Source organism: Sphingomonas alpina, from assembly GCF_014490665.1.
GTDB lineage: Bacteria > Pseudomonadota > Alphaproteobacteria > Sphingomonadales > Sphingomonadaceae > Sphingomonas > Sphingomonas alpina.
The window spans coordinates 2,479,354-2,505,074 of the sequence record NZ_CP061038.1 but is presented as its reverse complement, the minus strand read 5'-3'; the positions used below and the strand labels follow the sequence as shown (position 1 = coordinate 2,505,074).

The 25,721-nt window shown below is 63.9% G+C and carries 20 protein-coding genes; 15 read left to right on the top strand and 5 right to left on the bottom strand.

Annotation, left to right across the window (positions count from 1 at the left end; genetic code table 11):
- Window positions 1–300 precede the first annotated feature (300 nt).
- From H3Z74_RS11530 to H3Z74_RS11510, 5 genes are all read left to right on the top strand, one after another.
- Complete coding sequence (locus tag H3Z74_RS11530; RefSeq protein WP_187764008.1) at window positions 301–1,692, top strand: helix-turn-helix domain-containing protein; 1,392 nt, start codon at window positions 301–303, stop codon at window positions 1,690–1,692.
- Window positions 1,693–1,802: 110 nt separating this feature from the next.
- A complete protein-coding gene (locus tag H3Z74_RS11525; protein ID WP_187764007.1) occupies window positions 1,803–3,269 on the top strand; it encodes a S41 family peptidase in 1,467 nt (488 codons plus the stop codon).
- 137 nt (window positions 3,270–3,406) lie between these two features.
- Window positions 3,407–5,002, top strand: a complete 1,596-nt coding sequence (locus H3Z74_RS11520; protein WP_187764006.1) for an isocitrate lyase — start codon at window positions 3,407–3,409, stop codon at window positions 5,000–5,002.
- A 428-nt stretch (window positions 5,003–5,430) separates the two neighbouring features.
- On the top strand, window positions 5,431–7,758 hold the full coding sequence (locus H3Z74_RS11515; RefSeq protein WP_187764005.1) for a TonB-dependent receptor: 2,328 nt from the start codon (window positions 5,431–5,433) through the stop codon (window positions 7,756–7,758).
- A 142-nt stretch (window positions 7,759–7,900) separates the two neighbouring features.
- Entirely contained in the window at window positions 7,901–8,254 is a 354-nt protein-coding gene (locus H3Z74_RS11510; protein ID WP_187764004.1) for a hypothetical protein, read from the top strand.
- A gap of 11 nt (window positions 8,255–8,265) precedes the next feature.
- Here the strand turns inward: H3Z74_RS11510 and H3Z74_RS11505 are convergent, their stop codons facing one another.
- The 3 genes from H3Z74_RS11505 to H3Z74_RS11495 all read right to left on the bottom strand — a co-directional run bounded on the left by H3Z74_RS11505 (window position 8,266) and on the right by H3Z74_RS11495 (window position 9,835).
- The gene (locus tag H3Z74_RS11505; RefSeq protein WP_187764003.1) at window positions 8,266–9,216 is read right to left on the bottom strand and encodes an aldo/keto reductase; all 951 of its coding nucleotides are present in this window, start codon (window positions 9,214–9,216) and stop codon (window positions 8,266–8,268) included.
- On the bottom strand, window positions 9,213–9,416 hold the full coding sequence (locus H3Z74_RS11500; RefSeq protein WP_187764002.1) for a hypothetical protein: 204 nt from the start codon (window positions 9,414–9,416) through the stop codon (window positions 9,213–9,215). The genes H3Z74_RS11505 and H3Z74_RS11500 overlap by 4 nt, the downstream gene beginning before the upstream one ends.
- 131 nt (window positions 9,417–9,547) lie before the next feature.
- A complete protein-coding gene (locus H3Z74_RS11495) occupies window positions 9,548–9,835 on the bottom strand; it encodes a hypothetical protein (RefSeq protein WP_187764001.1) in 288 nt (95 codons plus the stop codon).
- A gap of 159 nt (window positions 9,836–9,994) precedes the next feature.
- Here H3Z74_RS11495 and H3Z74_RS11490 point away from each other — a divergent pair, with 159 nt between their 5' ends.
- The 6 genes from H3Z74_RS11490 (at window position 9,995) to H3Z74_RS11465 (ending at window position 17,564) form a co-directional block, all read left to right on the top strand.
- Window positions 9,995–10,966, top strand: coding sequence for an ArsR/SmtB family transcription factor (locus H3Z74_RS11490; RefSeq protein WP_187764000.1), 972 nt, complete (start codon window positions 9,995–9,997; stop codon window positions 10,964–10,966).
- Window positions 10,963–11,904, top strand: a complete 942-nt coding sequence (metF, locus tag H3Z74_RS11485; protein ID WP_187763999.1) for a methylenetetrahydrofolate reductase — start codon at window positions 10,963–10,965, stop codon at window positions 11,902–11,904. The genes H3Z74_RS11490 and metF overlap by 4 nt, the downstream gene beginning before the upstream one ends.
- A 63-nt stretch (window positions 11,905–11,967) precedes the next feature.
- Window positions 11,968–13,014, top strand: coding sequence for a homocysteine S-methyltransferase family protein (locus H3Z74_RS11480; RefSeq protein ID WP_187763998.1), 1,047 nt, complete (start codon window positions 11,968–11,970; stop codon window positions 13,012–13,014).
- A gap of 116 nt (window positions 13,015–13,130) precedes the next feature.
- Complete coding sequence (gene metH, locus H3Z74_RS11475) at window positions 13,131–15,731, top strand: methionine synthase (RefSeq protein WP_390901749.1); 2,601 nt, start codon at window positions 13,131–13,133, stop codon at window positions 15,729–15,731.
- A gap of 118 nt (window positions 15,732–15,849) precedes the next feature.
- Entirely contained in the window at window positions 15,850–16,116 is a 267-nt protein-coding gene (locus H3Z74_RS11470) for a hypothetical protein (protein ID WP_187763997.1), read from the top strand.
- Window positions 16,117–16,631: 515 nt separating this feature from the next.
- Window positions 16,632–17,564, top strand: coding sequence for a right-handed parallel beta-helix repeat-containing protein (locus H3Z74_RS11465; protein WP_187763996.1), 933 nt, complete (start codon window positions 16,632–16,634; stop codon window positions 17,562–17,564).
- Window positions 17,565–17,567: 3 nt separating this feature from the next.
- Here the strand turns inward: H3Z74_RS11465 and H3Z74_RS11460 are convergent, their stop codons facing one another.
- Together H3Z74_RS11460 and H3Z74_RS11455 are read right to left on the bottom strand one after the other, a co-directional pair.
- Window positions 17,568–18,575 carry a phytanoyl-CoA dioxygenase family protein gene (locus tag H3Z74_RS11460; RefSeq protein WP_229727033.1) on the bottom strand — a complete coding sequence of 336 codons (1,008 nt, stop codon included), beginning with the start codon at window positions 18,573–18,575 and terminating at the stop codon, window positions 17,568–17,570.
- Window positions 18,572–20,242, bottom strand: coding sequence for an alkaline phosphatase family protein (locus H3Z74_RS11455; RefSeq protein ID WP_187763995.1), 1,671 nt, complete (start codon window positions 20,240–20,242; stop codon window positions 18,572–18,574). The genes H3Z74_RS11460 and H3Z74_RS11455 overlap by 4 nt, the downstream gene beginning before the upstream one ends.
- An 81-nt stretch (window positions 20,243–20,323) precedes the next feature.
- Between H3Z74_RS11455 and H3Z74_RS11450 the strand changes: the two genes are divergently transcribed.
- The 4 genes from H3Z74_RS11450 (at window position 20,324) to H3Z74_RS11435 (ending at window position 25,702) form a co-directional block, all read left to right on the top strand.
- Window positions 20,324–22,357, top strand: coding sequence for a protein-disulfide reductase DsbD family protein (locus H3Z74_RS11450; RefSeq protein ID WP_187763994.1), 2,034 nt, complete (start codon window positions 20,324–20,326; stop codon window positions 22,355–22,357).
- A gap of 116 nt (window positions 22,358–22,473) precedes the next feature.
- On the top strand, window positions 22,474–23,961 hold the full coding sequence (locus tag H3Z74_RS11445) for a circularly permuted type 2 ATP-grasp protein (RefSeq protein ID WP_187763993.1): 1,488 nt from the start codon (window positions 22,474–22,476) through the stop codon (window positions 23,959–23,961).
- Complete coding sequence (locus tag H3Z74_RS11440; RefSeq protein WP_187763992.1) at window positions 23,961–24,896, top strand: alpha-E domain-containing protein; 936 nt, start codon at window positions 23,961–23,963, stop codon at window positions 24,894–24,896. Before H3Z74_RS11445 ends, H3Z74_RS11440 begins: the two co-directional genes overlap by 1 nt.
- The gene (locus H3Z74_RS11435) at window positions 24,893–25,702 is read left to right on the top strand and encodes a transglutaminase family protein (protein ID WP_187763991.1); all 810 of its coding nucleotides are present in this window, start codon (window positions 24,893–24,895) and stop codon (window positions 25,700–25,702) included. The genes H3Z74_RS11440 and H3Z74_RS11435 overlap by 4 nt, the downstream gene beginning before the upstream one ends.
- Window positions 25,703–25,721 lie beyond the last annotated feature (19 nt).

The following is a 25,721-nucleotide window of genomic DNA, read 5'->3' as shown; positions in this document are numbered from 1 at the left end:
TCTTATGCGCCCGATGCCGGGAGCGCCAACGGAAATGCCCGCCGCGATTGCGCGCGGCGGGCATCCTTTCCTCCCCAGGAAACTCTCAAGGCCTTGGCAGTGCAGTGACGGACTTTACAAATCCGCCTGTCCACCACTGCGAAGTCGAGGTCGAACTCGCCTAGTTTCCGGGGCTGTGCCAGTCCTCATCGATATGCTGCTTGGTCATGTTGTCACGAAGGATCGACAATTTCTTTGTTGGTTTGTAAAGATATGACATTGAATGCGCTGCCCTGTGGCATCCGCACGGTGAGAGGTATCATGGCCGATCGCAAACTCTTCGCCGGGCACGCCATACGCCGGCTGCGGCGTCAGGCCGGCCTCACTCAGGCGGCGATGTCGGACGCGCTGGCGATCTCGCCCAGCTATCTCAACCTGGTCGAAAAGAACCAGCGGCCCTTGTCTGCGTCTTTGCTGGTGAAGCTGGCGGAGACGTTCGATTTCGATCCGCGCGCGCTCGCGGCGGGCGAGCCGGGTGGTGGGGAATCGGCGATCCGGCGGCGGCTGGCCGACCCGATCTTCGCCGATCTGGAAATCGATCGCAACGAGATCGAGGAATGGCTGGCCGGGGCTCCGGGCGGCGCGGAGGCATTTGCGCGCGCCTATGACCGGATCGGGGTCGGCGGCGGCGATGCGCCGGGGGCTTTGACGGCGGATCCGATCGGCGAGGTGCGGCGTGAAATCGAGCGGTGGCGCGGGCATTTCGCCGATCTCGACACGATGGCGGAAACCCTGGCCGACGAATTGCGGCTCGGCGCCGGCGATCTTTATGGTGCGATCTCGGATCGGCTGCGCGTCAAGCATCAGCTGACGATCCGTGTGCTGCCGGTCGATGTGATGCCCGATCTGCTTCGCCGGACCGATCTGCATGCGCGTCAGTTGCAATTGAGCGAAACGCTCGACCCGGCATCGCGGACCTTTGCCGCGGCTTATCAACTCGCGCAGATCGAGGCGCGCGGCGAGATCGAGGCGCTGGCCAAGGGGGCGGGCTTTGCCGATCGCCAGGCCGAGCGGCTCTACCGGCGGCACCTCACCAGCTATTTCGCCGCTGCCGTAATGATGCCCTATGTCCGCTTCCTGCGTGCCTGTGAGGCGACCGGCTATGATCTCGAATTGCTCCAGCGGCGTTTCGGCGCCGGATTCGAGCAGGTCGCGCACCGGCTGACCACCTTGCAGCGCGTCGGGGCCCGTGGGTTGCCGTTCTTCATGGTGCGGATCGACCGGGCAGGGCAGGCGTCGAAGCGCTTTTCCGGCGCGAGCGGCGCAGCGCTGGCCGAAGCGGAGGGGCGGTGTCCGCTGTGGCGACTGCATCATGCGTTCGACCGCCCGGGCAGCCTTGCGGTGCAGCTGGTCGAGCTGGAGGACGGCTCGCGCTGGCTGACCCTGGCGCGGTCGGTATCGCCGCAGGGCCGGCATTATGGCGCGGTGCCGGCGGAATTCGCAGTCGGCCTTGGTGTCGCGGCGGAGCAGGCCGGCTCGCTCGCGGTCGCGCGCGGCATCGACCTGAAGCGCGAAGCGACGCCGATTGGTCTCGGATGCCGGGCGTGCATGCGCGGAGGGTGTCCGCAGCGCTCCGCGCCACCGGCCGGGCGGACGCTGGTGATGAATGACCGCGAGCGCGGAGTCAGCGCTTTGACCTTCGGCGGCGATTGATGGAGGCATAGCATCGCGCGCGAGGCGTCTTGGTCTGGTGCCTCGATATTCCCTGCTGACACGGCGGCGATTTCTGCGACAAGCAGGGGAGGTCTTGGGGGAGATAAAGAATGCGCCGTCGTCCGATCGCTGCGCTTATTGCATTGTCAGCGATGCTGTCCGCTTGCGGCGGCGGGTCGTCAGGATCGGGCGGCGGATCAACGCCGACAGCGACTCCAACCCCGACACCGACACCGACGGCGGTGGCGGGCTGCTCACTGCGCGAGCGGCAGGATTGGGCGGCGGCACAGCTGCGCGAATGGTATCTGTTCCCGGAGACGTTGCCAACCGGCCTGAACCCGGCATCCTATAGCTCGGTCGACACCTATATCGACGCGTTGACCGCAACGGCGCGCAGCCAGCGGCGCGACCGCTATTTCACCTATCTGACCTCGATCGCCGAGGAGGATGCCTATTATCAGTCCGGCTCCAGTGCGGGGTATGGCTTTCGCCTCGGGCTCGATACGTCGGGGCGCCTGTTCATCACCGAAGCGTTCGAGAATACGCCGGCCCAGGCGAATGGCGTCGGCCGTGGTTCGGAAATCCTCGCGATCGGCACCAGCAATGCCAATTTGCGCACGGTCAGCGCGATTCTCGCTGCCGAGGGCACGACCGGGCTGATCAATGCGCTTGGTCCCGATACGGTCGGCACCACGCGCGTGTTGCAATTGGGCGGCGTCGGCGGCAGCCGCACCGTGACCATCGCCAAGGCCGATTTCGATCTGCAGCCGGTGTCGTCAATCTATGGCGCGAAGATCATCGACGATGGCGGGCGCAAGGTCGGTTATGTCAATCTGCGGACCTTTATCTCGACTGCGGATCCGCAGCTGCGTGCCGCGTTCGCCCAGTTCCGCGCTCAGGGCATCACCGATATCATCGTCGATGTGCGCTATAATGGCGGCGGCCTGGTTTCGATCGCCGAGCTGTTCGGCGACTTGCTCGGGCGCAACCGGTCAACCTCGGATGTGCTCAGTTACACGACCTTCCGGTCCGAGAAATCCTCCAACAACCGGACCCGCAATTATATTACGCAGGCGGAATCGGTCGGCGCGACCCGGATTGCATTCATCGGCACGGGCGGCACCGCATCGGCGAGCGAATTGGTGATCAATTCCACGCTCCCCTATCTGCACGCCAATGCCGGACTGATCGGCACCAACACTTATGGCAAGCCGGTGGGGCAGATCGCCCTCGACCGCGTGGCATGCGACGACCGTTTGCGCGTCATCGCATTCGCTACGCAGAATGCCGCGCGCCAGGGTGATTATTTCAACGGCCTGGCGGGCACGGTCGAGGCGAGCTGCCAGGCGTTCGACGATATCGGCCACCAACTCGGCGATCCGCAGGAATCCTCGACGCGGCAGGCGCTCGATTTCCTCGCCGGACGGTCCTGCACGGCGATCTCCGCCGCCCCCGTTTCGGCATCGGGACAGCGGACAGCGGCGCAGGCGCAGCGGCTCGCGCGGGAAAGCGAGCGGGAATTGTTGACCCCGACACGCCCATCGACGCCGCAGCGCGAAGTGCCGGGGCTGTTCTGAGGTTGTAATTTTATTTACAACATGACTCGCGAACTCGGCCGGATTTGACAGGTAAACTTTTTAGAATGGCGAATTGCCGTTCGATCGGCTGTAAATTTGTTTATCTCCGCATCATTCAATGAAGCGGGAATACTCAAATGACCTACCAGAACCACATCACGCAAACGGCTCAGCTGATCAAAAGCCAGAACGGCACCTGGGACGGGATCGACGCGGAAGCCGTCGCGCGGATGCGGTTGCAGAACCGCTTTCAGACCGGGCTCGACATCGCGCGCTATACCGCAGCGATCATGCGCAAGGACATGGCGGCCTATGACGCCGATCCGGCCAATTACACCCAGTCGCTGGGCTGCTGGCACGGGTTCATCGGCCAGCAGAAGATGATCAGCATCAAGAAGCATTTCGGCTCGACCGAGCGCCGCTATCTCTATCTGTCGGGCTGGATGGTCGCGGCGCTGCGTTCCGAATTCGGCCCGCTGCCGGATCAGTCGATGCATGAGAAGACCAGCGTGCCTGCGCTGATCGAGGAACTCTACACCTTTCTGCGCCAGGCCGATGCGCGCGAACTGGGCGGCATGTTCCGCGAGATCGACGCGGCTCGCGAGGCCGGTGACGAACTGACCGAGCAGCGGCTGTTGCAGGCGGTCGACAATTACCAGACCCATGTCGTGCCGATCGTCGCCGATATCGATGCCGGCTTCGGCAATGCGGAGGCGACCTATCTGCTGGCCAAGAAGATGATCGAGGCCGGCGCCTGCGCGCTGCAGATCGAGAACCAGGTCTCCGACGAAAAGCAGTGCGGCCATCAGGACGGCAAGGTCACCGTGCCGCATGAGGACTTCCTGGCGAAGGTTCGCGCCTGCCGCTACGCTTTCCTCGAACTGGGCGTCGAGGACGGCATCATTGTCACGCGCACCGACTCGCTCGGCGCCGGCCTGACCAAGCAGATCGCGGTCAGCAAGGAACCGGGCGATATCGGCGACCAGTATAACTCGTTCCTCGATTGCGAAGAGATCGATCCGACCACTGCGCGCAATGGCGACGTGATCCTCAATCGCGACGGCAAGCTGCTGCGTCCGAAGCGGTTGCCGTCCAACCTGTTCCAGTTCCGCGCCGGATCGGGTGAGGATCGCTGCGTGCTCGACTGCATCACGTCGCTGCAGAATGGCGCCGACCTGTTGTGGATCGAAACCGAGAAGCCGCATATCGAGCAGATCGCCGGCATGGTCGACCGCATCCGTGAGGTCATTCCCAATGCCAAGCTGGTCTATAACAACTCGCCATCGTTCAACTGGACGCTGAATTTCCGCCAGCAGGTGTTCGATGCCTGGGCAGCGGAGGGCCAGGACGTCTCGGGCTATGATCGCGCCAAGCTGATGAGCGTCGATTATGACGGTACCGCGCTCGGTGACGAGGCCGATGAACGGATCCGTACCTTCCAGCGCGATGCGGCGGCGCGGGCGGGCATCTTCCACCATCTGATCACCTTGCCGACCTATCACACAGCGGCGCTGTCGACCGACAATCTCGCCAAGGAGTATTTCGGCGACCAGGGCATGCTCGGCTACGTCAAGGGCGTGCAGCGCAAGGAAATCCGTGAAGGGATTGCCTGTGTGAAGCATCAGAACATGTCGGGCTCCGACATTGGTGACGATCACAAGGAATATTTCGCGGGTGAAGCGGCGCTGAAGGCCGGTGGCGCGCACAATACGATGAATCAATTTGCTGCCTGACGGCAGCGGGGAATCAGTCTGCCGCCTGACGACGGCGGGGAACAAAATCGCCGCCTAAGGCGGTAGAGAACCAGTTCGCGGGATAAGCGAACGGTACATCTCCTCGGGAGAGGATGGGGAGGCCCGGTGCGCAAGCGCCGGGCCTCTTTGCATGAGAGGCTGCCGGGTCTTCGCATGCGAGCTGAATGGTCGCAGGGCGCTCCTTGCTGTGGCCCGATTGTCACGCCCCAGCAATCTTTCGTTACACGATCGGCGCGTCACGAATGGGTCACAATCGCGGCCTAGCGGCGCGAAGAGGCGAGGGGTTCACGATCACGCACAGGCGATGAACCGTCCGGCTGAATGCCATGAATTGGCATTCATGCAACGGGCGGACGTCCGCGCGCGGTCGCAAGACGATTGATATTTCAGGTTTTTAGAGGGTCACAATGTCCAAGATCATGTTCGCACGTAAATCGCTGCTTCTGGGCGCCGCAGTCGGCGCGTTGTTCTGCGCCGGCACTGCCGTCGCGCAGGAAGCCCCAGCCGTCGCGGCGCCGGAAGCGGCGTCGGGCGACGGGCTCGAGGATATCGTGGTGACCGCCGAGCGCCGTTCGGAAAACCTCCAGAAGGTGCCATTGTCGGTCGGCGTGGTCGGCGGCGAAGATCTGCGTGCCTTCCAGGGCGGTGGCGAGGACATTCTCGCGCTCGCCGGCCGCGTTCCCGGCCTTTATGCCGAAACCACCACCGGCCGCATCTTCCCGCGCTTCTATATTCGCGGTCTCGGCAATATCGATTTCTATCTCGGCGCATCGCAGCCGGTGTCGATCATCCAGGACGATGTCGTGCTCGAGCATGTCGTGCTGAAGTCGAACCCGGTGTTCGACGTCAATCAGGTTGAAGTGCTGCGCGGCCCGCAAGGGTCGCTGTTCGGCCGCAATACCACCGCCGGCATCATCAAGTTCGACACGATCCGTCCGTCGAATGAATTCTCGGCCCGCGCCTCGGCGTCCTATGGCAGCTACAACACCATCACCTTCGACGGCGGTATCGGCGGCCCGATCGCCGGCGACGTGCTCTCGCTGCGCATCTCGGCTTTGTACCAGCATCGCGACGATTGGGTCGACAACACCTATAAGGGCCCGAGCGCCGACGGCACCGTATCGCCGAAGAAGAACGCGATGGGCGGCTTCAACGAAAAGGACATCCGTGCGCAGTTGCTGTTCACGCCGAGCAGCGATTTCTCGCTGCTGCTCTCGGCGCATGCGCGCGACTATGATGGTACCTCGACCATCTTCCACCGCGCCGCACTGAAGAAGGGCTCGAACGATATCTCGGCCGAGCCGCGCGACCGCATCGCGCTCGACGAGGCGGACAATAATCCGCAGGCCTACAAGACCTATGGCGAGCAGCTCAAGATGACCTATGACTTCGGTCCGGTCGCGCTCACCTCGATCACCGCGTTCGAAGGGTCGCATGGCTATAGCCGTGGCGATACCGATGGCGGCGCTGCCGCGAACTTTCCGGTCGGCGGTGTCGCCAATGGCTTTGGTGAGAGCCAGGGCAATCTGCGCCATCTCGGTCAGTTCACCCAGGAACTGCGCCTTGCCAGCGATGGCGACGGCAAGTTCAAATGGCAGATCGGTGGCATGTATTTCGATCAGCGCGACACAACCGAATTCTACCAGCGCGCCTATTTCCTGACCACGGCTGCCAAGAATCCGAACAATTTCGTCCGGCTGCACAATATCAACACCTCCTGGGCGGTGTTCGGCCAGGCGAGCTATGAAATCCTGCCGAGCCTGACCATCACCGCCGGCGTGCGCGAGACGAATGACACCAAGTCGACCCGGCTGCTCAAGGCATCGCTATCGGCAGCGGGCGTGGATGGCTATAAGGGCCGCCGCTATGTTCGTCTGTCGGACGACAAGCTCAGCTGGGATCTGAGCGCGCTGTACGAGGTCAGCCCGGAATTGAGCCTGTATGCACGTGCTGCGCGTGGTTTCCGTGGCCCGACCATTCAGGGACGGTCGGCCGTGTTCAACTCGGACTTCACCACTGCGGATTCGGAAACGATCCTGTCTTTCGAGGGTGGTTTCAAGAGCAGCCTGTTCAACAACACGCTGCGCCTGAATGCGACCGCGTTTACCTATACGGTCAACGACATCCAGCTGAACGGCAATGATTCGGACGGCAATGGCGTGCTGTTCAACGCCGACAAGGCGAAGGCTTATGGTCTTGAAGCCGATCTCGACTGGCGTCCGATCCGTAACCTGACGCTGACTGCGGGCGTCAGCGCGCTGCACAGCGAGATCAAGGACAAGCGCGTCTTTGCTCAGGTTTGTGCGCTGAATGGTGTGGTGGTTTGCACCGTGCAGGATCCAACGATCACCCGGCCCGTTTTCGGAGCACCGACCGTGTTTGCGCAGATCGACGGCAACCCGTTGCCGAACGCGCCGAAATACACCGTCGACATGACGGCACGCTACGATCTGCCGATCAGCGACAGCGGCAAGGTGTTCATCGCGACCGACTGGAACCTGCAGGGCTACACCAACCTTGTTCTGTACAAGACCAAGGAGTTCTATTCGAAGGGCAATTTCGAGGGTGGCCTGAAGGTCGGTTACACCGGCGGTCATGGCGATTGGGAAATCGCGGCGTTCGCCCGCAACATCACCAACGAGAAGAACCTGAAGGGTGTGATCGAGAACTACATGGCCGCTGTGTTCAACGAACCGCGCATCATCGGCATCTCGTTCAGCGGCAAGCTGCACTGAGTTTTACACCTGATGCCTGAAAAGCCCGCGGCGTCACCCGGCGTCGCGGGCTTTTCAATACCTGCCGCTCGCGCTTGAAGAAGTTTCGTGGCCGTTACGAAATTTCGGTGATAGCGATGCCGGCTGAGGATCGGAGCGCCGGATGGATATCGCCCTTCATTTCATCAACCGGTCAACCGATGCCGGCAATGCCCATATCGTGATCTTTCAGCAGGCAGCGGCGCACGATCTCGATGAGCCGCTTGCCGCACTGAAAGTCATTCGCAACCCGGGGATCGACGAACGTCATGATTTCGTCGCCGGTACGGATGCGGGCGAAGCGATCTGGATCGGTGCCGCGCGCAATGTCTGTGACGAGGACCTTGTGCCGCCCGAACTTGCGGCCGGCGGCGCAACGCTCGTGTCGTTCGCCGGGATTGCCGAGGCGACCATAATATTGTCCGGTGGCGGCGGCGAGCCGCAGGTCTTTTCGCTCACCGATATCGTGACGCGCTGACCCGAACCGAGTCAGGCGCCGGCCGCGTCCAGCCGGTCGAGTTGCGCCTTGCTCAGCTCCAGCGTCATCGACCCGAGCAATTCCTGAACCTGCGCCACGCTGGTCGCGCTGGCGATCGGTGCGGTCACGCCCGCCTGGGCGGCAAGCCAGGCCAGGGCGATCTGCGCCAGCGACGCCCCCGTCTCGGCGGCGATATCGTCCATCGCGGCAAGCACCGCCAGGCCCTTGCCCTTGATCAGCTCGCCCATCCGGCCGCCGCGCACGCTTTTGCCGAGATCGGCCTCGCCGCGATATTTTCCGGTCAGGAAGCCCGAGGCGAGACCGTAATAGGGCACCGCGCCGATATTGTGCGTAACGCAGTAATCCTGCAGTTCGCCTTCAAAGGCATGGCGGCTGACCAGGTTATATTCCGGCTGCAGCACATGATAGTGTGGAATGCCGGCAGCGGCGGCCGCCTCATTGGCCGATTTCAGCCGTGCGGCATGGAAGTTCGACGCGCCCAGCGCATTGATCTTGCCGGCCTCGGCCAGTTTGGCGAAGGCCGCGAGCGCATCCGTCTGGGCAACCGCATCATCGTCCTGATGCGCGAAATATAGATCGATCCGTTCGACGCCGAGCCGGCGCAGCGACGCGTCGCACGCGGTGGCGATGCGCGCCGGTGCCAGCTTCGCGCCACCCTCGCCGGGCAGCATCCCGACCTTGGTCGCGATCTGCACCTTGTCGCGCTTGCCCGATTGCTTGAGCCACTCGCCGATCACGCTTTCGGATTCGCCGCCCTGATGCCCGGGCACCCAAGCCGAATAGACGTCGGCGGTGTCGATCATCGTCCCGCCGCCATCGACGAACGCATCGAGCACGGCGAAACTCGTCGCCTTGTCGGCGGTCCAGCCAAACACGTTGCCGCCCAATACCAGCGGGGCGATATGAAGGTCGGTTGCGCCTAATCGACGTAGATCGGTCATTGTGGCTGGGCCTCGTTTTCGCCGTCGACCTCGATGGTGGCGGCATTGGCGTCGACGCTGTTCGCATCAAGCATCGCGGCGGCATCGTTCAGCGCCTGCGCCTCACCGGGCGTCACCGCTCCGGGGCTGTCGGAGCTGCCCGAGCCGCAGCCGGCGAGCAGGAAGAGCGCGCCCAGACCGATCGATTTGAGTCCAGACATTCGCGCCATCTCCCGGCTCGTTTTCGAGCGTGTTCAATCTGTCCCGCAGAGTATCGCAAGACAGGCAATCAAGGGTCGTTCCCCAAGGTGTCCAGGGGGCGGAGCTCCGAAAAGCCCCGCCCGTAATTCCTTTAGTCCTCGATCGCGTTGCCGGCATCCTTCAGCGCGGCGCCGGTCTTGTCCGCAGCTTTATCGGTGGCGTTGCCGAGCGCTGCGCTGGCATTGTCCATCGTCGCTTCGGCCGAGCCAAAAGCGCGGTCCGCCGCGGCATCGGTGTCGTTGACTGCCTGCCCCAGGGTCGCATTGGCATCGGCGGCGATCTGGTCGGCGGCCTGTGCGGTCTCGTTCTGCGCGGCGGGCGTGCAGGCGGCGAGCGCGGCGGCGGACAGGGCAGTGGCGAGAGCAACGATTTTCTTCATGAGAGCGATTCCCGGCTTGTTGATCAGGGTCGCGACGCTAGCGGAGCCGTCGGTCCGCTTCAATACGCACAGGTCGGCGCATGTTTCCCTGTTTGTTTCATGTCATCCGGCCATGCTGCGTTGACCTGATATAAAGATATCTTTATATCTTATATCGACATGACGATCGCACTCGACATCTTCCGCGCCCTTGCCGACACCACGCGGCTGCGCATCCTCGCCTTGCTGCGCTCGATGGAGCTGTCGGTGGGCGAGCTGGCGCAGGTGCTTGGGCAGAGCCAGCCGCGTGTCAGTCGCCATGTGAAGATCCTGTGCGATGCCGGACTGGCCGAACGCCGCAAGGAAGGCAGCTGGGTCTTTGTCGGTGTCGGCAAGGAAGCGCGGGTCGCGCCGGTGCTTGCCGCACTCGACGGCTGGGCGGCGATCGAACCGGATCATTGGGCAGTGGCCGATGTCGCCCGGCTGGCGGCGGTCCGCGCTGACCGCGCGGCTTCGGCGGCGGCCTGGTTCGAGGGCAATGCCGGCCAATGGGATGCGATCCGCTCGCTCCATATCGCCGAAAGCGAAGTCGAAGCGGCGATGTCGGCGGTGCTGGGTGATGCGCCGATCGGCCAGTTGATCGACATTGGTACCGGCACCGGGCGGATGCTCGAATTGTTCGCCGGGCGCGCCAGGGCGGCGCTCGGGATCGATCGCAGTTCGGAAATGCTGCGGCTGGCGCGGGCGAAACTGTCCGAGCGTGGCCTCGTCAATGCCGAGCTGCGCCAGGCGGATCTTTATGCCTTGCCGCTTGGCGATGGTGCGGCGGATGCGGCGATCATCCATCATGTCCTCCATTTCGCGCAGCAGCCGGGCGCCGCGATCGCCGAGGCGGCGCGGGTGCTGGCGCCTGGCGGGCGGCTGCTGATCGCGGACTTTGCCGCGCATGACCGCGAAGAGCTGCGCACCAAGGATGCGCATACCAGGCTCGGCTTTTCCGATGACCAGATCATGGGCTGGTTCGAGGCGAGCGGTCTCGCCGCGGCGCGGACCGAGACGCTCGAGGGCGGTGAATTGACGGTGAAATTATGGCTCGGCCGAAAGATCGCCCCGACTGATAAAATTCCGATGCATGAGGTGAAGGCGGCATGACGATTTCCATCAACCAGCTGGAAGAAGCGCGCCGCGCGCTTGATGCGCCGTTGTTCGCCGATGTCGCGGGCGACGCGGAGGTGTCGTTCGAATTCTTCCCGCCCAAGACCGACAAGATGGAAGAGGCATTGTGGGAAGCGGTCAAGACGCTTGAGCCGCTCGGCCCGCGCTTCGTCTCGGTCACTTATGGTGCCGGCGGATCGACCCGCGAGCGTACGCACGCGACGGTCGCGCGAATCCAGCGCGAAACGTCGCTGGCGGCGGCCGCGCATCTGACCTGTGTCGAGGCGACGAAGGAAGAGATTGACGAGGTGGCCGAGGCCTATTGGGCGGCGGGCATCCGGCATATCGTGGCGCTGCGCGGCGATCCGCCGGTGGCGGGGTCGAAATTCGTGTCGCATCCCGGTGGCTATGACAATGCCGCCGATCTGGTCGCGGGTCTCAAAAAGCTTCACCCGTTCGAGATATCGGTTGCGGCCTATCCCGAATGCCATCCGGATTCGGGCAGCGTCGATGTCGATCTCGACAATCTCAAGCGCAAGCTCGATGCTGGGGCGAACCGCGGCATCACGCAGTTCTTCTTCTCGCCCGAGGCCTATTTCCGCTTCCGCGACCGCGTAGCGGCGGCGGGGATCACCGCCGAGATCGTGCCCGGTATCCTGCCGGTGTCGAACGTTGCGCAGACGCGTAAATTCGCCGCGATGTGCAATGCCGAAATCCCCGACTGGATGGGGCGGCTGTTCGAAGGGCTCGACGATCATCCCGCCGCGCGCCAACTGGTCGCGGCGACGGTGGCCGCTGAAATGTGCCGCAAGCTCTATGCCGGCGGCGTGCGCAGTTTCCATTTCTATACGCTCAACCGTGCCGAACTGAGCTTCGCGATCTGTCATCTGCTGGGGATCAGGGCGAAGACGCAGGCCAAGGTTGCAGCCGCGTGAGTTTTCCCCGTTTGCCTTGCCCGGCCTTCGCCGGGGAAGTGCCCATGGTGTTTGGAGTGTGTCATGACCCCGCGTGAGAAATTACTGGCCGAAGCCGCCAAGCGCATTCTGATCACGGATGGTGCGTTCGGCACCGAGATCCAGAACTGGAAGCTCAAGGAAGAGGATTATGCCGGCGATCTCGGCCTGGCCAAGGATCAGAAGGGCAATAACGACATCCTCGCGCTGACCAAGCCCGAGGTGCCGGAGAAGATTACGCGCGAATATCTCGAGGCCGGATCGGATATCGTCTCGACCAACACCTTCAGCGCGAACCTGATCAGCCAGGCCGACTATGCCGCCGAGCATCTGGTGCGGGAGATCAATGTCGCATCGGCGCAGATCGCACGCCGGCTGGCCGATGAATTTGCCGCGAAGGACGGCCGCCCGCGCTTCGTCGCCGGCGCGATCGGGCCGACCAACAAGACTCTGTCGCTCTCGCCGGACGTCAACGATCCGGGCTTCCGCGAAATCGACTTCGATTATCTGAAGGGCGTGTACCGCGAACAGACCGACGCTCTGATCGAGGGCGGGGCGGACTTCATCCTGATCGAAACGGTGTTCGATACGCTCAACGCCAAGGCTGGCGTCATGGCGGTGCTTGAGGCGGCCGAGGATCTCGGGCGCGACGTGCCGATCATGATGTCGATGACGCTGACCGATCTGTCGGGACGCAATCTGTCGGGTCATACCGTCGAGGCGTTCTGGCACGCCGTGCGGCATGCCAAGCCGGTGACGATCGGGCTGAATTGCTCGTTCGGTGCAGAGCAGTTGCGACCACATGTTAAGACTCTGTCTCAAATCGCCGATACGCTGATCATGGTTTATCCCAATGCCGGCCTGCCCAATGAACTGGGTGAATATGACGAACAGCCGGCGACCACTGCCGGCCTGGTACGCGAATGGGCGGCGCAGGGGCAGGTCAATATCCTGGGTGGCTGTTGCGGCTCGACTCCGGCGCATATTGCCGCGATCGCCAAGGCGGTCGGCGAGCTGCCGCCGCGCGAACTGCCGGTGCCGCCGGTGGTGACGCGTCTTGCAGGCCTGGAACCGATGACGATGGCGGCTTGACGCCAAGGCCTCAGTTTGGGGCAAAACCTAACCCGTTCGTTTCGAGCGAAGTCGAGAAACGGGAGCTGGCACGACCTGATGGTTTCTCGACTTCGCTCGAAACGAACGGAATTATCTTGGCCTCTGCACCTTCCACCGCCCAGTTCGTCAATATCGGCGAACGCACCAACATTACCGGATCGGCGCGCTTCAAGAAGCTGATCATGGGAGATGATTACGCCGCTGCCGTGGAAGTTGCGCGGCAGCAGGTGGAATCGGGCGCGCAGGTGCTCGACATCAACATGGACGAAGGGCTGCTCGACGCCGAAAAGGCGATGACCACCTTTCTCAAGCTGATCGCCGCCGAACCCGATATCGCGCGCATCCCGTTCATGATCGACAGCTCGAAATGGTCCGTGATCGAGGCCGGGCTGAAATGCGTATCGGGCAAGCCGATCGTCAATTCGATCAGCATGAAAGAGGGTGAAGCTCAGTTTCTGTCTCAAGCACGAAAGGTCATGGCATACGGCGCTGCCGTGGTCGTGATGGCGTTCGACGAGGTCGGCCAGGCCGATACCCAGGCGCGGAAAGTCGAGATTTGCGGACGGGCTTATGATCTGCTGGTCGGGATCGGATTCCCGCCCGAGGACATCATCTTCGACCCCAACATCTTCGCTGTCGCGACCGGCATCGATGAGCATCGCCGCTACGCGATCGACTTCATCGAGGCGTGCAAGGAGATCAAAATCCGCTGCCCGCATTGCCATATTTCGGGCGGCCTTTCGAACCTGTCGTTCAGCTTCCGTGGCAACGAGCCGGTGCGCCGCGCGATGCACAGCGTGTTCCTCTATCACGCGATCCCCGCCGGGCTCGACATGGCGATCGTCAATGCCGGCCAGCTCGACATTTATGACGATATCGATCCCGAACTGCGCGAAGCGTGCGAGGACGTCGTCTATGACCGCCGCGACGATGCGACGGATCGGTTGATTGCACTCGCCGAACGCTATCGCGGCACCGATGCGGTGGCCGAGAAGGCGGCGGCGGAATGGCGCAGCCTGGATGTGAACAAGCGGCTCGAATATGCCCTGGTCAAGGGCATCGACCTGCATGTGGTCGAGGATACCGAAGAGGCGCGGCTTGGGTTCGCGCGGCCGATCGAGGTGATCGAGGGTCCGCTGATGGACGGCATGAACGTGGTCGGCGACCTGTTCGGATCGGGCAAGATGTTCCTGCCCCAGGTGGTGAAATCGGCCCGCGTGATGAAAAAGGCGGTCGCCCATCTGCTGCCCTTTATCGAGGCGGCAAAGGAGCCCGGCGCGCGCGGCAAGGGCAAGATCATCATGGCGACCGTCAAGGGCGACGTGCATGATATCGGCAAGAATATCGTCGGCGTGGTCCTGCAGTGCAACGGCTTCGACGTGGTCGATATGGGCGTGATGGTGCCCTGGTCCGATATCCTCAAGGCCGCGAACGAGAATGACGCCGACATGATCGGCCTGTCCGGCCTGATCACGCCGTCCTTGGACGAGATGGTCACCGTCGCCGAGGAGATGAAGCGTGCCGGCATGAAGATGCCGTTGCTGATCGGCGGTGCGACAACGTCAAAGGTGCATACCGCGCTGCGTATCGCCCCGGCCTATGACGGCCCGGTCGTCCATGTGCTCGACGCCAGCCGCGCGGTCGGTGTCGCTTCGACCCTGGTCAGCGACACGCAGAAGGATGGCTTCGTCCAGCGTACCGCGGACGAATATGAGGCAGTGCGGGTTGCGCGCGCCAATAAGGGGCAGAGCGAACTGGTCCCGATCGCGGCGGCGCGCGCCAATGCTTTCCCGACCGACATGGCACTCAAACCCGGCGCGCCGGCGCAGCCCGGCCTGCATATCTTCTCCGATTGGGATCTCAACGACCTGCGGGAAGTGATTGATTGGACGCCATTCTTCCGCGCCTGGGAACTGGCGGGAAATTATCCCGCGATCCTTCAGGACGCGATTGTCGGTGAAAGCGCGCGCTCGCTGTTCGACGATGCCAATGCGATGCTCGACAAGATCATTGCGGAGAAATGGCTGACCGCCAAGGGGGTGGTTGGCCTGTGGCCGTGCCGCCGCGAAGGTGACGATGTGGTGATCGAGACGGAAGAGGAAGTGCGCATGCCCTTCCTCCGTCAGCAGATCGCCAAGCGCGAAGGCCGCGCCAATATGTGCCTGACCGATTTCATCGATCCGGCGGGCGACTGGATCGGCGGCTTCGCAGTGACGGCGGGGCACGGCATCGAACCGCATCTCGCGCGCTTCAAGGCCGACAATGACGATTATTCCGACATCCTGCTCAAGGCGCTGGCCGATCGCCTGGCCGAGGCATTCGCGGAACGGCTCCATCAGCATGTCCGCACGACGTTGTGGGGCTATGCTGAAGGCGAACAGCTGACCAATGAGGCGCTGATCCGCGAACAATATCGTGGCATCCGTCCGGCGCCTGGCTATCCGGCATGTCCCGATCATAGCGAAAAGCCGATGCTGTTCGACTTGCTCGGCGCGACCGAGGCGACGGGGATCGTCCTGACCGAAAGTTTCGCGATGATGCCGACGGCGGCGGTCTCCGGCTTCTATTTCGGGCACCCTCAAGCGGAGTATTTCGGGGTAGCGCGCATCGGTCCGGATCAGGTGGCTGACTATGCGGCGCGACGTGGTGCGGACCTGCCGACGGTGGAGCGTTGGCTAAGGCCGAACCTCGATTGATCGTCATCCGGATCGAAACGTGCCGACCGCTCCGGCCGGGATCGCATAAGTGGCTTGCGCGGCGCAGGAAAGGGCATACTCTCCAGACAAAATAAAAGAGGGAGAAGGAGAGTATGCGATGGGAACCCTGAATGCGCTTGAAGGCTCGGGTGACGAGAGCCTGGTCATCCTGCAAAGCCTGCTTTGTCTGTTGCGCGAAAAGAATCTGCTGACCCGCGCGGATATCGAGGAATTGTGCGACCGCGTGTCGAGCCGTGCCAAACAGGCCGAATGCGCGCCTTTTCCGTGCAGCGAGAAAGCCGCGAATGTGGCGGCGGCCGAGATGGCCCGGATCGGCGGCTATATCGGCACCCGTTATGGCGGCAAGCATCGCCGCGGAGTGTGAGCGGCGAGCTTTTACGGCAGCGCTTTCCGCGCTGACCTGATCGCGGAGGCTGGCCTGGCTTGCTCGGCCTGAGCAAGTCGGGGAGCAGGCCGTGCGGTGCATCGCGGAACCGATTCAACAGCGATTTGGTCTGTGGCAGCGCAGAGCGGACGAACAGTCTCGGATTGTGGTCCGCTCTTTCTCATCATCGATATTCCGGATGATCCGGTCAGCTGAGAACAGCCAGAAAGCTGGCTGTTCGTTGGCTGTTATCTGGCTGATACGCTGGCTGTTACCTGGCTGTTCCTTGGCTGTTATTCGACAACAGCCAGCATCGAATAAGATGCTGATAATTAAAATAAATTCTCCGATAAATTCCAACTTAACAGCCAGCAAAAAACTTTTCCGCAATAACAGCCAGCCGGGCGGCGGCCGTGGGGCATTCATCACAAGGTTTCGAAGGTCGACGGTTAACTCTCAATTTGCCTTCCTTCGCTAGGCTCCACGCGGCATTCCCCGCCCAAAGGAGCCGCCTCATGCGCCGTATCATTCCATTGATCGCCCTTGCCCTGACAGTGCCTGCCGCCGCGCAACAGGGGCGGGCGCCGTTCACAATTCAGGAAACCGGGCAGGGTTTCGCCACGATCGACGATGCGGTGCAATCGGTGCGCATGGGCACGGCGACGATCCTGATCGCACCCGGCACGTATCGGCAGTGCACGATTCAGGCGGGCGGGCGCATCACCTTCAAGGCAGTCCAGCCGGGCACGGCGATCTTCGAGGGTGAGGCGTGCGAGGGAAAGGCGGCTTTCGTGTTGCGTGGCCAGGAATCGATCGTCGATGGCCTGATCTTTCGCGGCATCCGCGTCGATGACGGCAATGGCGCAGGCATCCGCACTGAAATGGGCAATCTGACCGTGCGCAATTCGATGTTCCTCGACAGCCAGGAAGGTATTCTGGGCGGCGAGCCGAGCGGGCAGAAGATCGTCATCGATCGATCGACTTTTACCGGGTTGGGGCAGTGCGACGAAACGGTGGATTGCAGCCACGCCATCTATCTCGCCAATCAAGGGTCGGTGACGATCACCAATTCACGCTTCGAGCGCGGCACTGGCGGACATTATGTCAAGCTGCGCGCGCCCAATGTCTCGATCACCGACAACAGCTTCGACGACACGGCGGGCAAGAAGACCAATTACATGATCGACCTGCCGGAAGGCGGCACCGGATTGATTGCGCGCAACACCTTCGTGCAGGGCCGCAACAAGGAAAACTGGACCGGCTTCATCGTCGTCGCGGCGGAAGCGCGGAAATATCGCTCCGCCGGTCTCAGGGTCGAGGGCAATGATGCCTCGCTCGCGCCGGGCGAGACGCGGTCACCGGCGTTCGTCGCGGATTACAGCCATGAACGTCTCGCGATTGGTGCTAACCGGCTCGGCGCCGGGATCAGGGCGTTCGAGACGCGCTGAACCTTATAGCCAGGGCCGCTTGGGCTGCGGCTCGGCCGAATACATCGTCAGATACTGGGCGAGGCGGGGGCGCGGTGAGCGATTGGGGCTTGCCCCATGCGGCAGGTCTTCGCGCCAGATGACCAGATCGCCCGCTCTGGCCGGAATCGTCACTGCGTCCGCCGACAGGTCTACTTCGCGTGGATGCCGATCGCCCAGACTATCGAGCCAGGCGTCGATGCGGCGATGGAAACCAGGCACGAGTTGCAGAGCCCCCTGATCGGCTGCGGTGTCGGTCAGGTAGAGGATGCCCTGCGTCCCGAACGGGATTGGCCGGGTCAGGCTGGCGTCCCAATGGAGATGGGGGCCGGGAAAGGGATCGCCCGGCCGCTCGGGCGGGTTGAAACTCATCCGGTCGGTGGTCATCCACAGATCGGCCGTGCCCCATAGCTGTGCGAACGCCTTGTGGATGCGTGACGAGCGGCGGATGACGGCTTGTGCCGGGTGCTGGAAATGCTGGATCATGATGCCTTGCCGGCGCGATCTGTCATACCAGCTGTCCGGATCCGCGGCTTGCCCGCCGACCAGTTCCCAGAGCGCCTCCGCTGCTGCTTCTGCCTCGGCGGCGGTGATCGCATTCCGCAACACCACCACGCCGTCTTCCGCCCAGCTGGCCAGTTCGGCGTCGTTCAGAGCAGGCGGGGCGGCATCGATCGCGGCGAGCTGCGATCGAACGAGGTCCGGCGGCACCGTGCCGTCGATCTGGGCATGATAGCGCGCCACCGTTACGGGATCGGGCATTCCCGCAATGTCCAGGATCCAGGCGACGAAGCCGTCATAATCGGGCCGCTGGCGGCCGGCATGCGTCGTCACCTGTTCGATTCCCAAACCCAGCGTGTCGAGCAGGGTGCGCCACTGCTCATAGGGCAGGGCCTCACCCGATCGCCCGGTCAGCGAGGCCCAATAGGTCGCCAAGCCGCGCACATGATCGAGCGGGCCGGCAAATGCGGCGGACAGTGGCGCGCTGCTCAACGGCAGGGTGCGCCTTTGCCTGCGCCGAGGTCGAGGCACTTGCCGTCGACTCCGGGCACGGGCAGGCCGATCAGCGCCGCGAGGGTCGGGGCGATATCGACCGTCTCGACGCCGGCCGGCTGCTCGAACCCGGTCATGCCCTTGCGCCAGAACAGGATCGGTACGCGGCGGTCGTAATTATAGGGGCTGCCATGCGTCGCGACATAGCCGCCACTGGCATTGGGAATAGGCGTGACGCGCGGCTTCAGGAACACCAGCAGGTCACCCGAGCGAGTCGGATCATAGGATGCGCGGGCCTTCTGGATGAACGACCAGTTCTCCGGCGGGCCTTTCGGCATCGGGCTTGCCGCGATCTGCGTGCCGGTCAGCACCTCGGCGACCTGCGACATCGCCTTGTAGCGGGCAATCGTCTCGGCGATCACCGCCTTGCGCTGGTCGGCGGTCAGGGCGGTGGAAATCCACACATCGCCATTGGGGATATCGCCGAACAGCAGCGGCATGGTCAGGCCGAGCTTCTGGCCGATGGCCCTGCCCATATTGGCCGGCGCGAGCGCGACATCGACGCGCTGCGCCTCCGGCATGCCTTGCAGGACTTCGCGCTCGGGCAGGTCGTTACCGCCATGGTCGGCGGTGAGCACGACCTGATAATCGACCCCGGTCCGGTCGAGCACATCGAAGAATGCGCCGAGCGTCGCATCGAGATTGGCCAGCTGGATGCACATCTCCGCGCCATCGGTGCCATAGGTATGGCCGACATAGTCGGTTGCCGACGCACCGACCGAGATGATGTCGGTCGCCGGGCCCTGGCCAAGCTTCATGTCCTGCACGAGCCCGGCGGCCAGCGCGACGATCGACGCGTCGAACGCGGGCGATGCGCGAAAGCCGCGCGTGTCGCCGGCTGCGCGCTCGAAATGGCCGGTGCCGACGGTCTTGTCGCCCCCGATCGGGATCGCCTTGTCGCGCACCGTGCACCAGGCGGGCACCTCCAGTGCAGGCTGGGCCCTGGCGATCAGTGCGGCGGTCGCGGTGTTGGCGCGGGTCACCACGCCGGGTTCGGCGCGCCCGGCATAGGAGACAAAGGCCTTGCCGTCCCACCACCACAGCTCGTCGACCTTGTGGCCGCCCATCATCACCGCGGCGCGGTCCTTGCCCGCAACAGAGACGACGCGGGTACGCGGATCGGCCGCTTTCATCCGCTCGCCCAGTGTCGGGACCTTCAGATGCTTGTCGGACACGGTGTATTTGCCCGAATTGCTGCCCGGCACGCTCTCGTCCTCGGCGCAATAGACCTGTTTGTCGGTCCGCGCCGCGGCCTGGTCGATCCAGTTGTTGGCGATGATGCCGGTGTTGGCCGGGCGGTTGCCGGTCAGAATGGTCGAATGGCCCGGGCAGGTCTCGGTCGCGGCATGACTCTGAAAGCCCGACGGGAACACGGCGCCCTTCAGCAGCCGGGCAAAACCGTCGGTGAAATAAGCCCGGTTCTTGTCGAGCAGGTCGGCGGAGAATTGATCGACCGAGATCGCCACGATCAGTTTCGGCGCGTTCTTGGGCGGGGTCATCTTGACCGGTGCAATCGCCGGTGCGGTCGATCCCGGTGCCGTTTGCGCGCTGACGGGTGTAGTGACGAGTGCTGCGGCAAGGGCCAGAGTCGACGCCAGAGTCTTCATGCTATTTCCTTTGGGCAGGCCGGTGCATTGCGCTTCGCGGCAATGTATGGGCGAGGTCTGATGATGCGGCAAGGATGCCCAATGCGCGGTTTGTATTGCCTGATTGTGACGCTGCTGGCGCTGATGGCCATCCCCGCCCGGGCGGAATCGCCCGCCGCTCCGGGGGCCGGGCCGCACCTCACCATTACGCTGGTGGCGGAAAGCGAACGGCCGGCGGCCGGGAGTGAGGTGACCCTGGCACTCGACACGCGCCCGGAGTCCGGCTGGCATGGCTATTGGCTCAATCCGGGCGATGCCGGCTTTCCGGCAAAGCTCGACTGGACCCTGCCGGCCGGTGTGACCGCGGGTGAACCGCGCTATCCGGTGCCCGGCACGCTGCTGATCGCCGGCCTGATGAACTATGTGTTCGAGAAGCCCTATGCGCCGCTGGTCACGCTGACGATCCCGGCGGGGCTGGCAGCGGGAAGCAAGCTCCCGGTGCGGCTGAAAGCCGCCTATCTGGTCTGCTCGGCGCAAGTCTGCGTGCCGGAAAATGCCGACCTGGCGCTCGATCTGATCGTTGGCGACGGATCGATCGCGCCGGCGGCGCGTGCGACCTTCGACGCCTGGCGGCGGGCGATCCCTAGGCCACTCGATGCCAGGGCGACCTGGCAGGTGACGAACGGCATCGCGACGATCGCCATACCCTATCCGGCGGCAGCGCCGCTCAAAGACGCCTATTTCTTTCCTCTGACCATGAACGCGATCGATTACGCCGCACCGCAAAAGGTCACGCGTGACGGCGACCGGGTGATCCTTTCGACCAAAGGCAAGACGGCCGGCGCGCTTTCCGGCGTGCTGCGGATCGGTGAAGGCCAGGGGCTTGCGGTGACGGCGGAGCCCGGCGTGGTTGCCGGGGCAACGCAAGGTGGCGGCGCGGCCGAAAGCGGCGGCGTGCTGGTCGCGACACTGTTGGCGTTCGGAGGTGCGGTGCTTGGCGGCCTGCTGCTCAACATCATGCCGTGCGTGTTCCCGATCCTCAGCCTCAAGGCACTAAGTCTTGCGCGCGGGCATCTCGACGAACGTGCGGCGCGGCGCGAGGCGCTTGGCTATACCGCCGGGGTCGTTGCCGTATGCGTGGCGCTCGGCGGCGCGATCCTGGCGCTCAGGGCAGGGGGCAGCGCGGTCGGCTGGGCGTTCCAGCTGCAGGACCCACGCATGATTCTGCTGCTGCTGCTGCTCACCGTGGCGATCGCGCTTAATCTGGGCGGCCTGTTCGAGATTCCGACCCCGACCTTTGTCGGCAATTCCGGCGGCGTGGGAGGCGCCTTTGCCACCGGAGCCTTGGCAGCATTTATTGCCACGCCGTGCACGGGGCCATTCATGGGCGTGGCATTGGGTGCAGCGCTGATCCTGCCCTGGCCCGCTGCACTAGCGGTGTTCGCGGGGCTCGGGCTTGGGCTGGCCTTGCCCTTTCTCGCGCTCGGTTTCGTGCCGGCCTTGCGCAAACGGTTGCCCAGGCCGGGGGCGTGGATGGAGACCTTCCGTCACATCCTCAGCGTGCCGATGTGGCTGACCGCGATCGCGTTGGCCTGGGTGCTGGGGCGCCAGGCTGGGATCAACGGCATGACGCTTGGCTTGATCGCCGCGCTCGGCATCGCCCTGATATTATGGTTGGCAGGCCGGCGACAGGCGCGCGGCTTGTCGTTCGGCGTCGCTGCGACGCTCGCTATGCTGGCGATCGCGGGCGGCGCGCTCGCCTTTGTCGAGCGATCGGCCGCCGCACCGGTACAGGCAGCGGGCAGCGAGGCATTCAGCGAAGCGCGCCTCGCCGCCCTGCGCGCCGAGGGGCGGCCGGTCTTTGCCTATTTCACCGCCGATTGGTGCCTGACCTGCAAGGTCAACGAAGCGGCGGCGATCGATCTCGCTTCGACCCGCGACGCGTTTGCGGCCGGCAAGGTCGCGGTACTGGTCGGCGATTGGACCGATGGCGATCCGGTACTCGGCCGCTTTATCGAGCAGCATAATCGCGCGGGCGTGCCGCTCTATCTCTATTACGCCCCCGGCGCGGCCGAGCCGCAGATCCTTCCGCAAGTGCTGACACCGGGCCTGCTAAGCGATCTGGCCAGGAAGTAGCAGGCAGTAGCAGGCAGTAGCAGGCTCCTTCGCGGCGCGACGTTGAAAGCCCTTGTGCGCCGCAGCAATTCGTCGCAGCATGGAACTTGTCGGTGCTGGGGGGCTTTAAGGTTTCGATGGGGAAACGACACGCGTTCGACGAGATCATGGGCCAGAGCGGTAGCGCCACGCCGCGCCCCGAACTCGCCGCGCTTGGCCGCTGGATCGACGAAACCCCCGATGGTGAACTGCGCCGCCGCCAGCAAAGCGCCGAGGCGACCTTCCGCCAGCTCGGCATCACCTTCGCGGTGTATGGCGATAGCGACGCGAGTGAACGGATCATCCCGTTCGACATCGTGCCGCGCATCTTCCTCGCTGACGAATGGGCGCGGCTGTCCGAAGGGCTGATTCAACGGGTCGAGGCGATCAATGCGTTTCTCGATGATATCTATGGCGCGCGGAAGATCCTTGATGCCGGCGTGCTGCCGCCCGACCTGATCTTCGGCAACCCGCAATTCCGTCCCGAAATCGCCGGCATCCGCCCGCCGCACGGCATCTGGGCGCATATCTGCGGCATCGATCTGGTGCGCACCGGCCCGGACGAGTTCTTCGTGCTGGAGGACAATGCCCGCACGCCCTCCGGCGTCAGCTATATGCTCGAAAACCGCGAAGCGATGCTGCGGCTGTGCCCCGAACTATTCCGCGAATTCCGCGTCGCGGCGGTCGATTCCTATCCCGATCGCCTGCTCGAAACCATGAAGTCGGTCGCGCCCAACGGCGTGGTCGCGCCGGTGTGCGTCGTGCTGACGCCGGGCCATTACAACTCGGCTTATTACGAGCACAGCTTCCTTGCCGATTCCATGGGGATCGAACTGGTCGAGGCGGCCGACCTGCTGGTCGATGACGATGTGGTGTGGATGCGGACCATTGCCGGGCGCGTGAAGGTCGATGTGATCTATCGCCGCATCGACGATGATTATCTCGATCCGCTGGTGTTCAACCCCAACTCGATGCTCGGTGTGCCCGGGCTGATCTCGGCCTATGCCGCGGGCAATGTCGCGCTGATCAACGCGCCGGGCAACGGCATCGCCGACGACAAGGCGATCTACAGCTACATGCCCGAGATCGTGAAATTCTATTCCGGCGCCGAACCCAAATTGCCCAATGTCGAGACCTGGCGCTGCCGCGAGCCGCAGGCGCTCAAATATGTGCTCGACCATCTCGAGCAGCTGGTGGTCAAGCTGGTCGATGGCTCGGGCGGCTATGGCATGCTGGTCGGCCCGACCGCGACGAAGCAGGAAATCGAGGATTTCCGTGCGGCGCTGATCGCCGAGCCGCATCGCTACATCGCCCAGCCGACCCTGGCGCTGTCGACCGTGCCGACGCTGAGCGATGCCGGCCTGTCGCCGCGCCATGTCGATTTCCGGCCTTTCGTGCTGATGGGGTCGAAAGGCGTGCAGGTCGTGCCCGGCGGCCTGACGCGCGTGGCGCTGAAGGAAGGGTCGCTGGTGGTGAACTCGTCGCAGGGCGGCGGCACCAAGGACAGCTTCGTGCTGATGGATGGCGGCAACGTGCAGCGGCAGGCCCAGTCGCACGGCGGCATGACGCAGAGCCAAGGCGCCTGATGCTCTCGCGTACCGCCTCCTCGCTTTACTGGCTTGGCCGATATATCGAGCGGGCGGATTTCATCGCTCGCCTGGTTGAGGCCACGGTGCGTCTCGATGTTCTGTCGCCGCGGCCAGCCGGAGAGGCGGCCTGGGCCAGCGCGCTGGCGGTGACCGAGACCGACGAGGCGTTCAAGGCGAGCGGAGAAACGGTCAGCCAGCAGCATGTCGCGCGCTTCCTGACGCTCGATATCACTCATCCGGGGTCGATCGTCCGCTGTCTCGACATGGCGCGCAACAATGCCAAGGCGGTGCGCACCGCCTTGACCCGCGAGGCGTGGACCGCGATCAACCGCGCCTGGCTGATGTTCAATGGCCGCTCGAGCCCGGGCGGAGCGATGGCGACGCTCAATCTGGTCGAGGCGGTCAAGACTGAAGCGCGCGGGTTCGAAGGCGCGATCCACCGCATGCTGCGCAACCAGACGACCTGGTTCATCCGTCTGGGCCAGGCGGTCGAGCGCGCCGACAACACTGCGCGGCTGCTCGACGTGAAATATCACCTCTTGCTGCCGGAGGGCGAGCGGGTCGGTGGTGTCGTCGATCGCGACCAGTGGACGACGATCCTGCAGACCGTCTCCGCCGTCACCGCCTATCGCTGGCTCTATTCGGAAGGATTGAAGCCGGCGAACGTGATCGACCTGCTGATTGCCCGGCCCGAATTGCCGCGGTCGCTCGCCGCGTCGTCGGAGGAGACATTGGAGATCCTCAACCTGCTCGCCAAGCGGACCGGTTTGCACGGCGAGGCGGATCGCATGGCACGCATGCGCCAGTCGCGGCTTGCCAAGACACGATCCGGGGAAGTGATCACGAGCGGGCTGCACCAGTATCTTCAGGCGTTCAACGCAGAGAACAACCTGCTTCACGATGCCATCGGGCGGCAGTTCAAATTCGGATGAGACTCACTGTCGATCATCGCACGACCTATCGCTTTTCGTCTCCGCAAGGGCGCCTCATCCAGCTCCTTCGCCTCACACCGGGCGGAACCGACGGTCAGGCAGTGGCCAATTGGGGGATCCATGTCGATTGTGACGCACGGATGCGCCACGGGCGCGACGGCTTCGGCAATCGCACCACCATGCTGTACGTCGAGGGGCCGGTCGAAAGCATCGAGATCGAGGTGTCGGGGGAGGTGCTGACCCATGGTAGTGACGGGGTACTGCACGGTGCAGTCGAACCGCTCCCGCCCGCCTTGTTCCGCCGCACGACGGTGTTGACCGAAAGCGACGCGGCGCTCGCGGCGTTCGCCGGCGATGCAGTAAGTGGGCAGGGTGATGCCGTCGGGCGGTTGCATGCGCTCAATCTGGCGCTGCACGACCGGTTCACGCTGGATCGCGGCCGTCCGGTGGCGGGGCGGACCGCAGCCCAGGCCTTTGCGCTGGGCACCGCAACATCTCGTGACCTCGCGCAGATATACACCGCTGCCGCGCGCGCGCTTGACGTGCCGGCGCGTTATGTCTCCGGCTACAGTACCGCCTGCTTCGCTGGGGACGTAAGCCCGGCGCCGCATGGCTGGGCTGAGGCGCATGTCGAGGGGCTGGGCTGGGTCGCGTTCGACCCCTGTACCGGCCTGTGCGCCGATGAGGCCTATGTTCGCGTCGCCGTCGCGCTCGATTCAGCCGGCGCAGCGCCCGTCGCAGGATCGCGGCTGGGGGAGGGCGATGAAGAGCTGGATGTCGATGTCATGGTCGAGAAGGGGCAGTAAGGCCGACCGACCGGATCGG

Coding starts and splice junctions, on each gene's coding strand:
- H3Z74_RS11530 (WP_187764008.1), top strand. CDS start 301: ATGGCCGATCGCAAACTCTTCGCCGGGCACGCCATACGCCGGCTGCGG.
- H3Z74_RS11525 (WP_187764007.1), top strand. CDS start 1,803: ATGCGCCGTCGTCCGATCGCTGCGCTTATTGCATTGTCAGCGATGCTG.
- H3Z74_RS11520 (WP_187764006.1), top strand. CDS start 3,407: ATGACCTACCAGAACCACATCACGCAAACGGCTCAGCTGATCAAAAGC.
- H3Z74_RS11515 (WP_187764005.1), top strand. CDS start 5,431: ATGTCCAAGATCATGTTCGCACGTAAATCGCTGCTTCTGGGCGCCGCA.
- H3Z74_RS11510 (WP_187764004.1), top strand. CDS start 7,901: ATGGATATCGCCCTTCATTTCATCAACCGGTCAACCGATGCCGGCAAT.
- H3Z74_RS11505 (WP_187764003.1), bottom strand. CDS start 9,216: ATGACCGATCTACGTCGATTAGGCGCAACCGACCTTCATATCGCCCCG.
- H3Z74_RS11500 (WP_187764002.1), bottom strand. CDS start 9,416: ATGTCTGGACTCAAATCGATCGGTCTGGGCGCGCTCTTCCTGCTCGCC.
- H3Z74_RS11495 (WP_187764001.1), bottom strand. CDS start 9,835: ATGAAGAAAATCGTTGCTCTCGCCACTGCCCTGTCCGCCGCCGCGCTC.
- H3Z74_RS11490 (WP_187764000.1), top strand. CDS start 9,995: ATGACGATCGCACTCGACATCTTCCGCGCCCTTGCCGACACCACGCGG.
- metF (WP_187763999.1), top strand. CDS start 10,963: ATGACGATTTCCATCAACCAGCTGGAAGAAGCGCGCCGCGCGCTTGAT.
- H3Z74_RS11480 (WP_187763998.1), top strand. CDS start 11,968: ATGACCCCGCGTGAGAAATTACTGGCCGAAGCCGCCAAGCGCATTCTG.
- H3Z74_RS11470 (WP_187763997.1), top strand. CDS start 15,850: ATGGGAACCCTGAATGCGCTTGAAGGCTCGGGTGACGAGAGCCTGGTC.
- H3Z74_RS11465 (WP_187763996.1), top strand. CDS start 16,632: ATGCGCCGTATCATTCCATTGATCGCCCTTGCCCTGACAGTGCCTGCC.
- H3Z74_RS11455 (WP_187763995.1), bottom strand. CDS start 20,242: ATGAAGACTCTGGCGTCGACTCTGGCCCTTGCCGCAGCACTCGTCACT.
- H3Z74_RS11450 (WP_187763994.1), top strand. CDS start 20,324: ATGCGCGGTTTGTATTGCCTGATTGTGACGCTGCTGGCGCTGATGGCC.
- H3Z74_RS11445 (WP_187763993.1), top strand. CDS start 22,474: ATGGGGAAACGACACGCGTTCGACGAGATCATGGGCCAGAGCGGTAGC.
- H3Z74_RS11440 (WP_187763992.1), top strand. CDS start 23,961: ATGCTCTCGCGTACCGCCTCCTCGCTTTACTGGCTTGGCCGATATATC.
- H3Z74_RS11435 (WP_187763991.1), top strand. CDS start 24,893: ATGAGACTCACTGTCGATCATCGCACGACCTATCGCTTTTCGTCTCCG.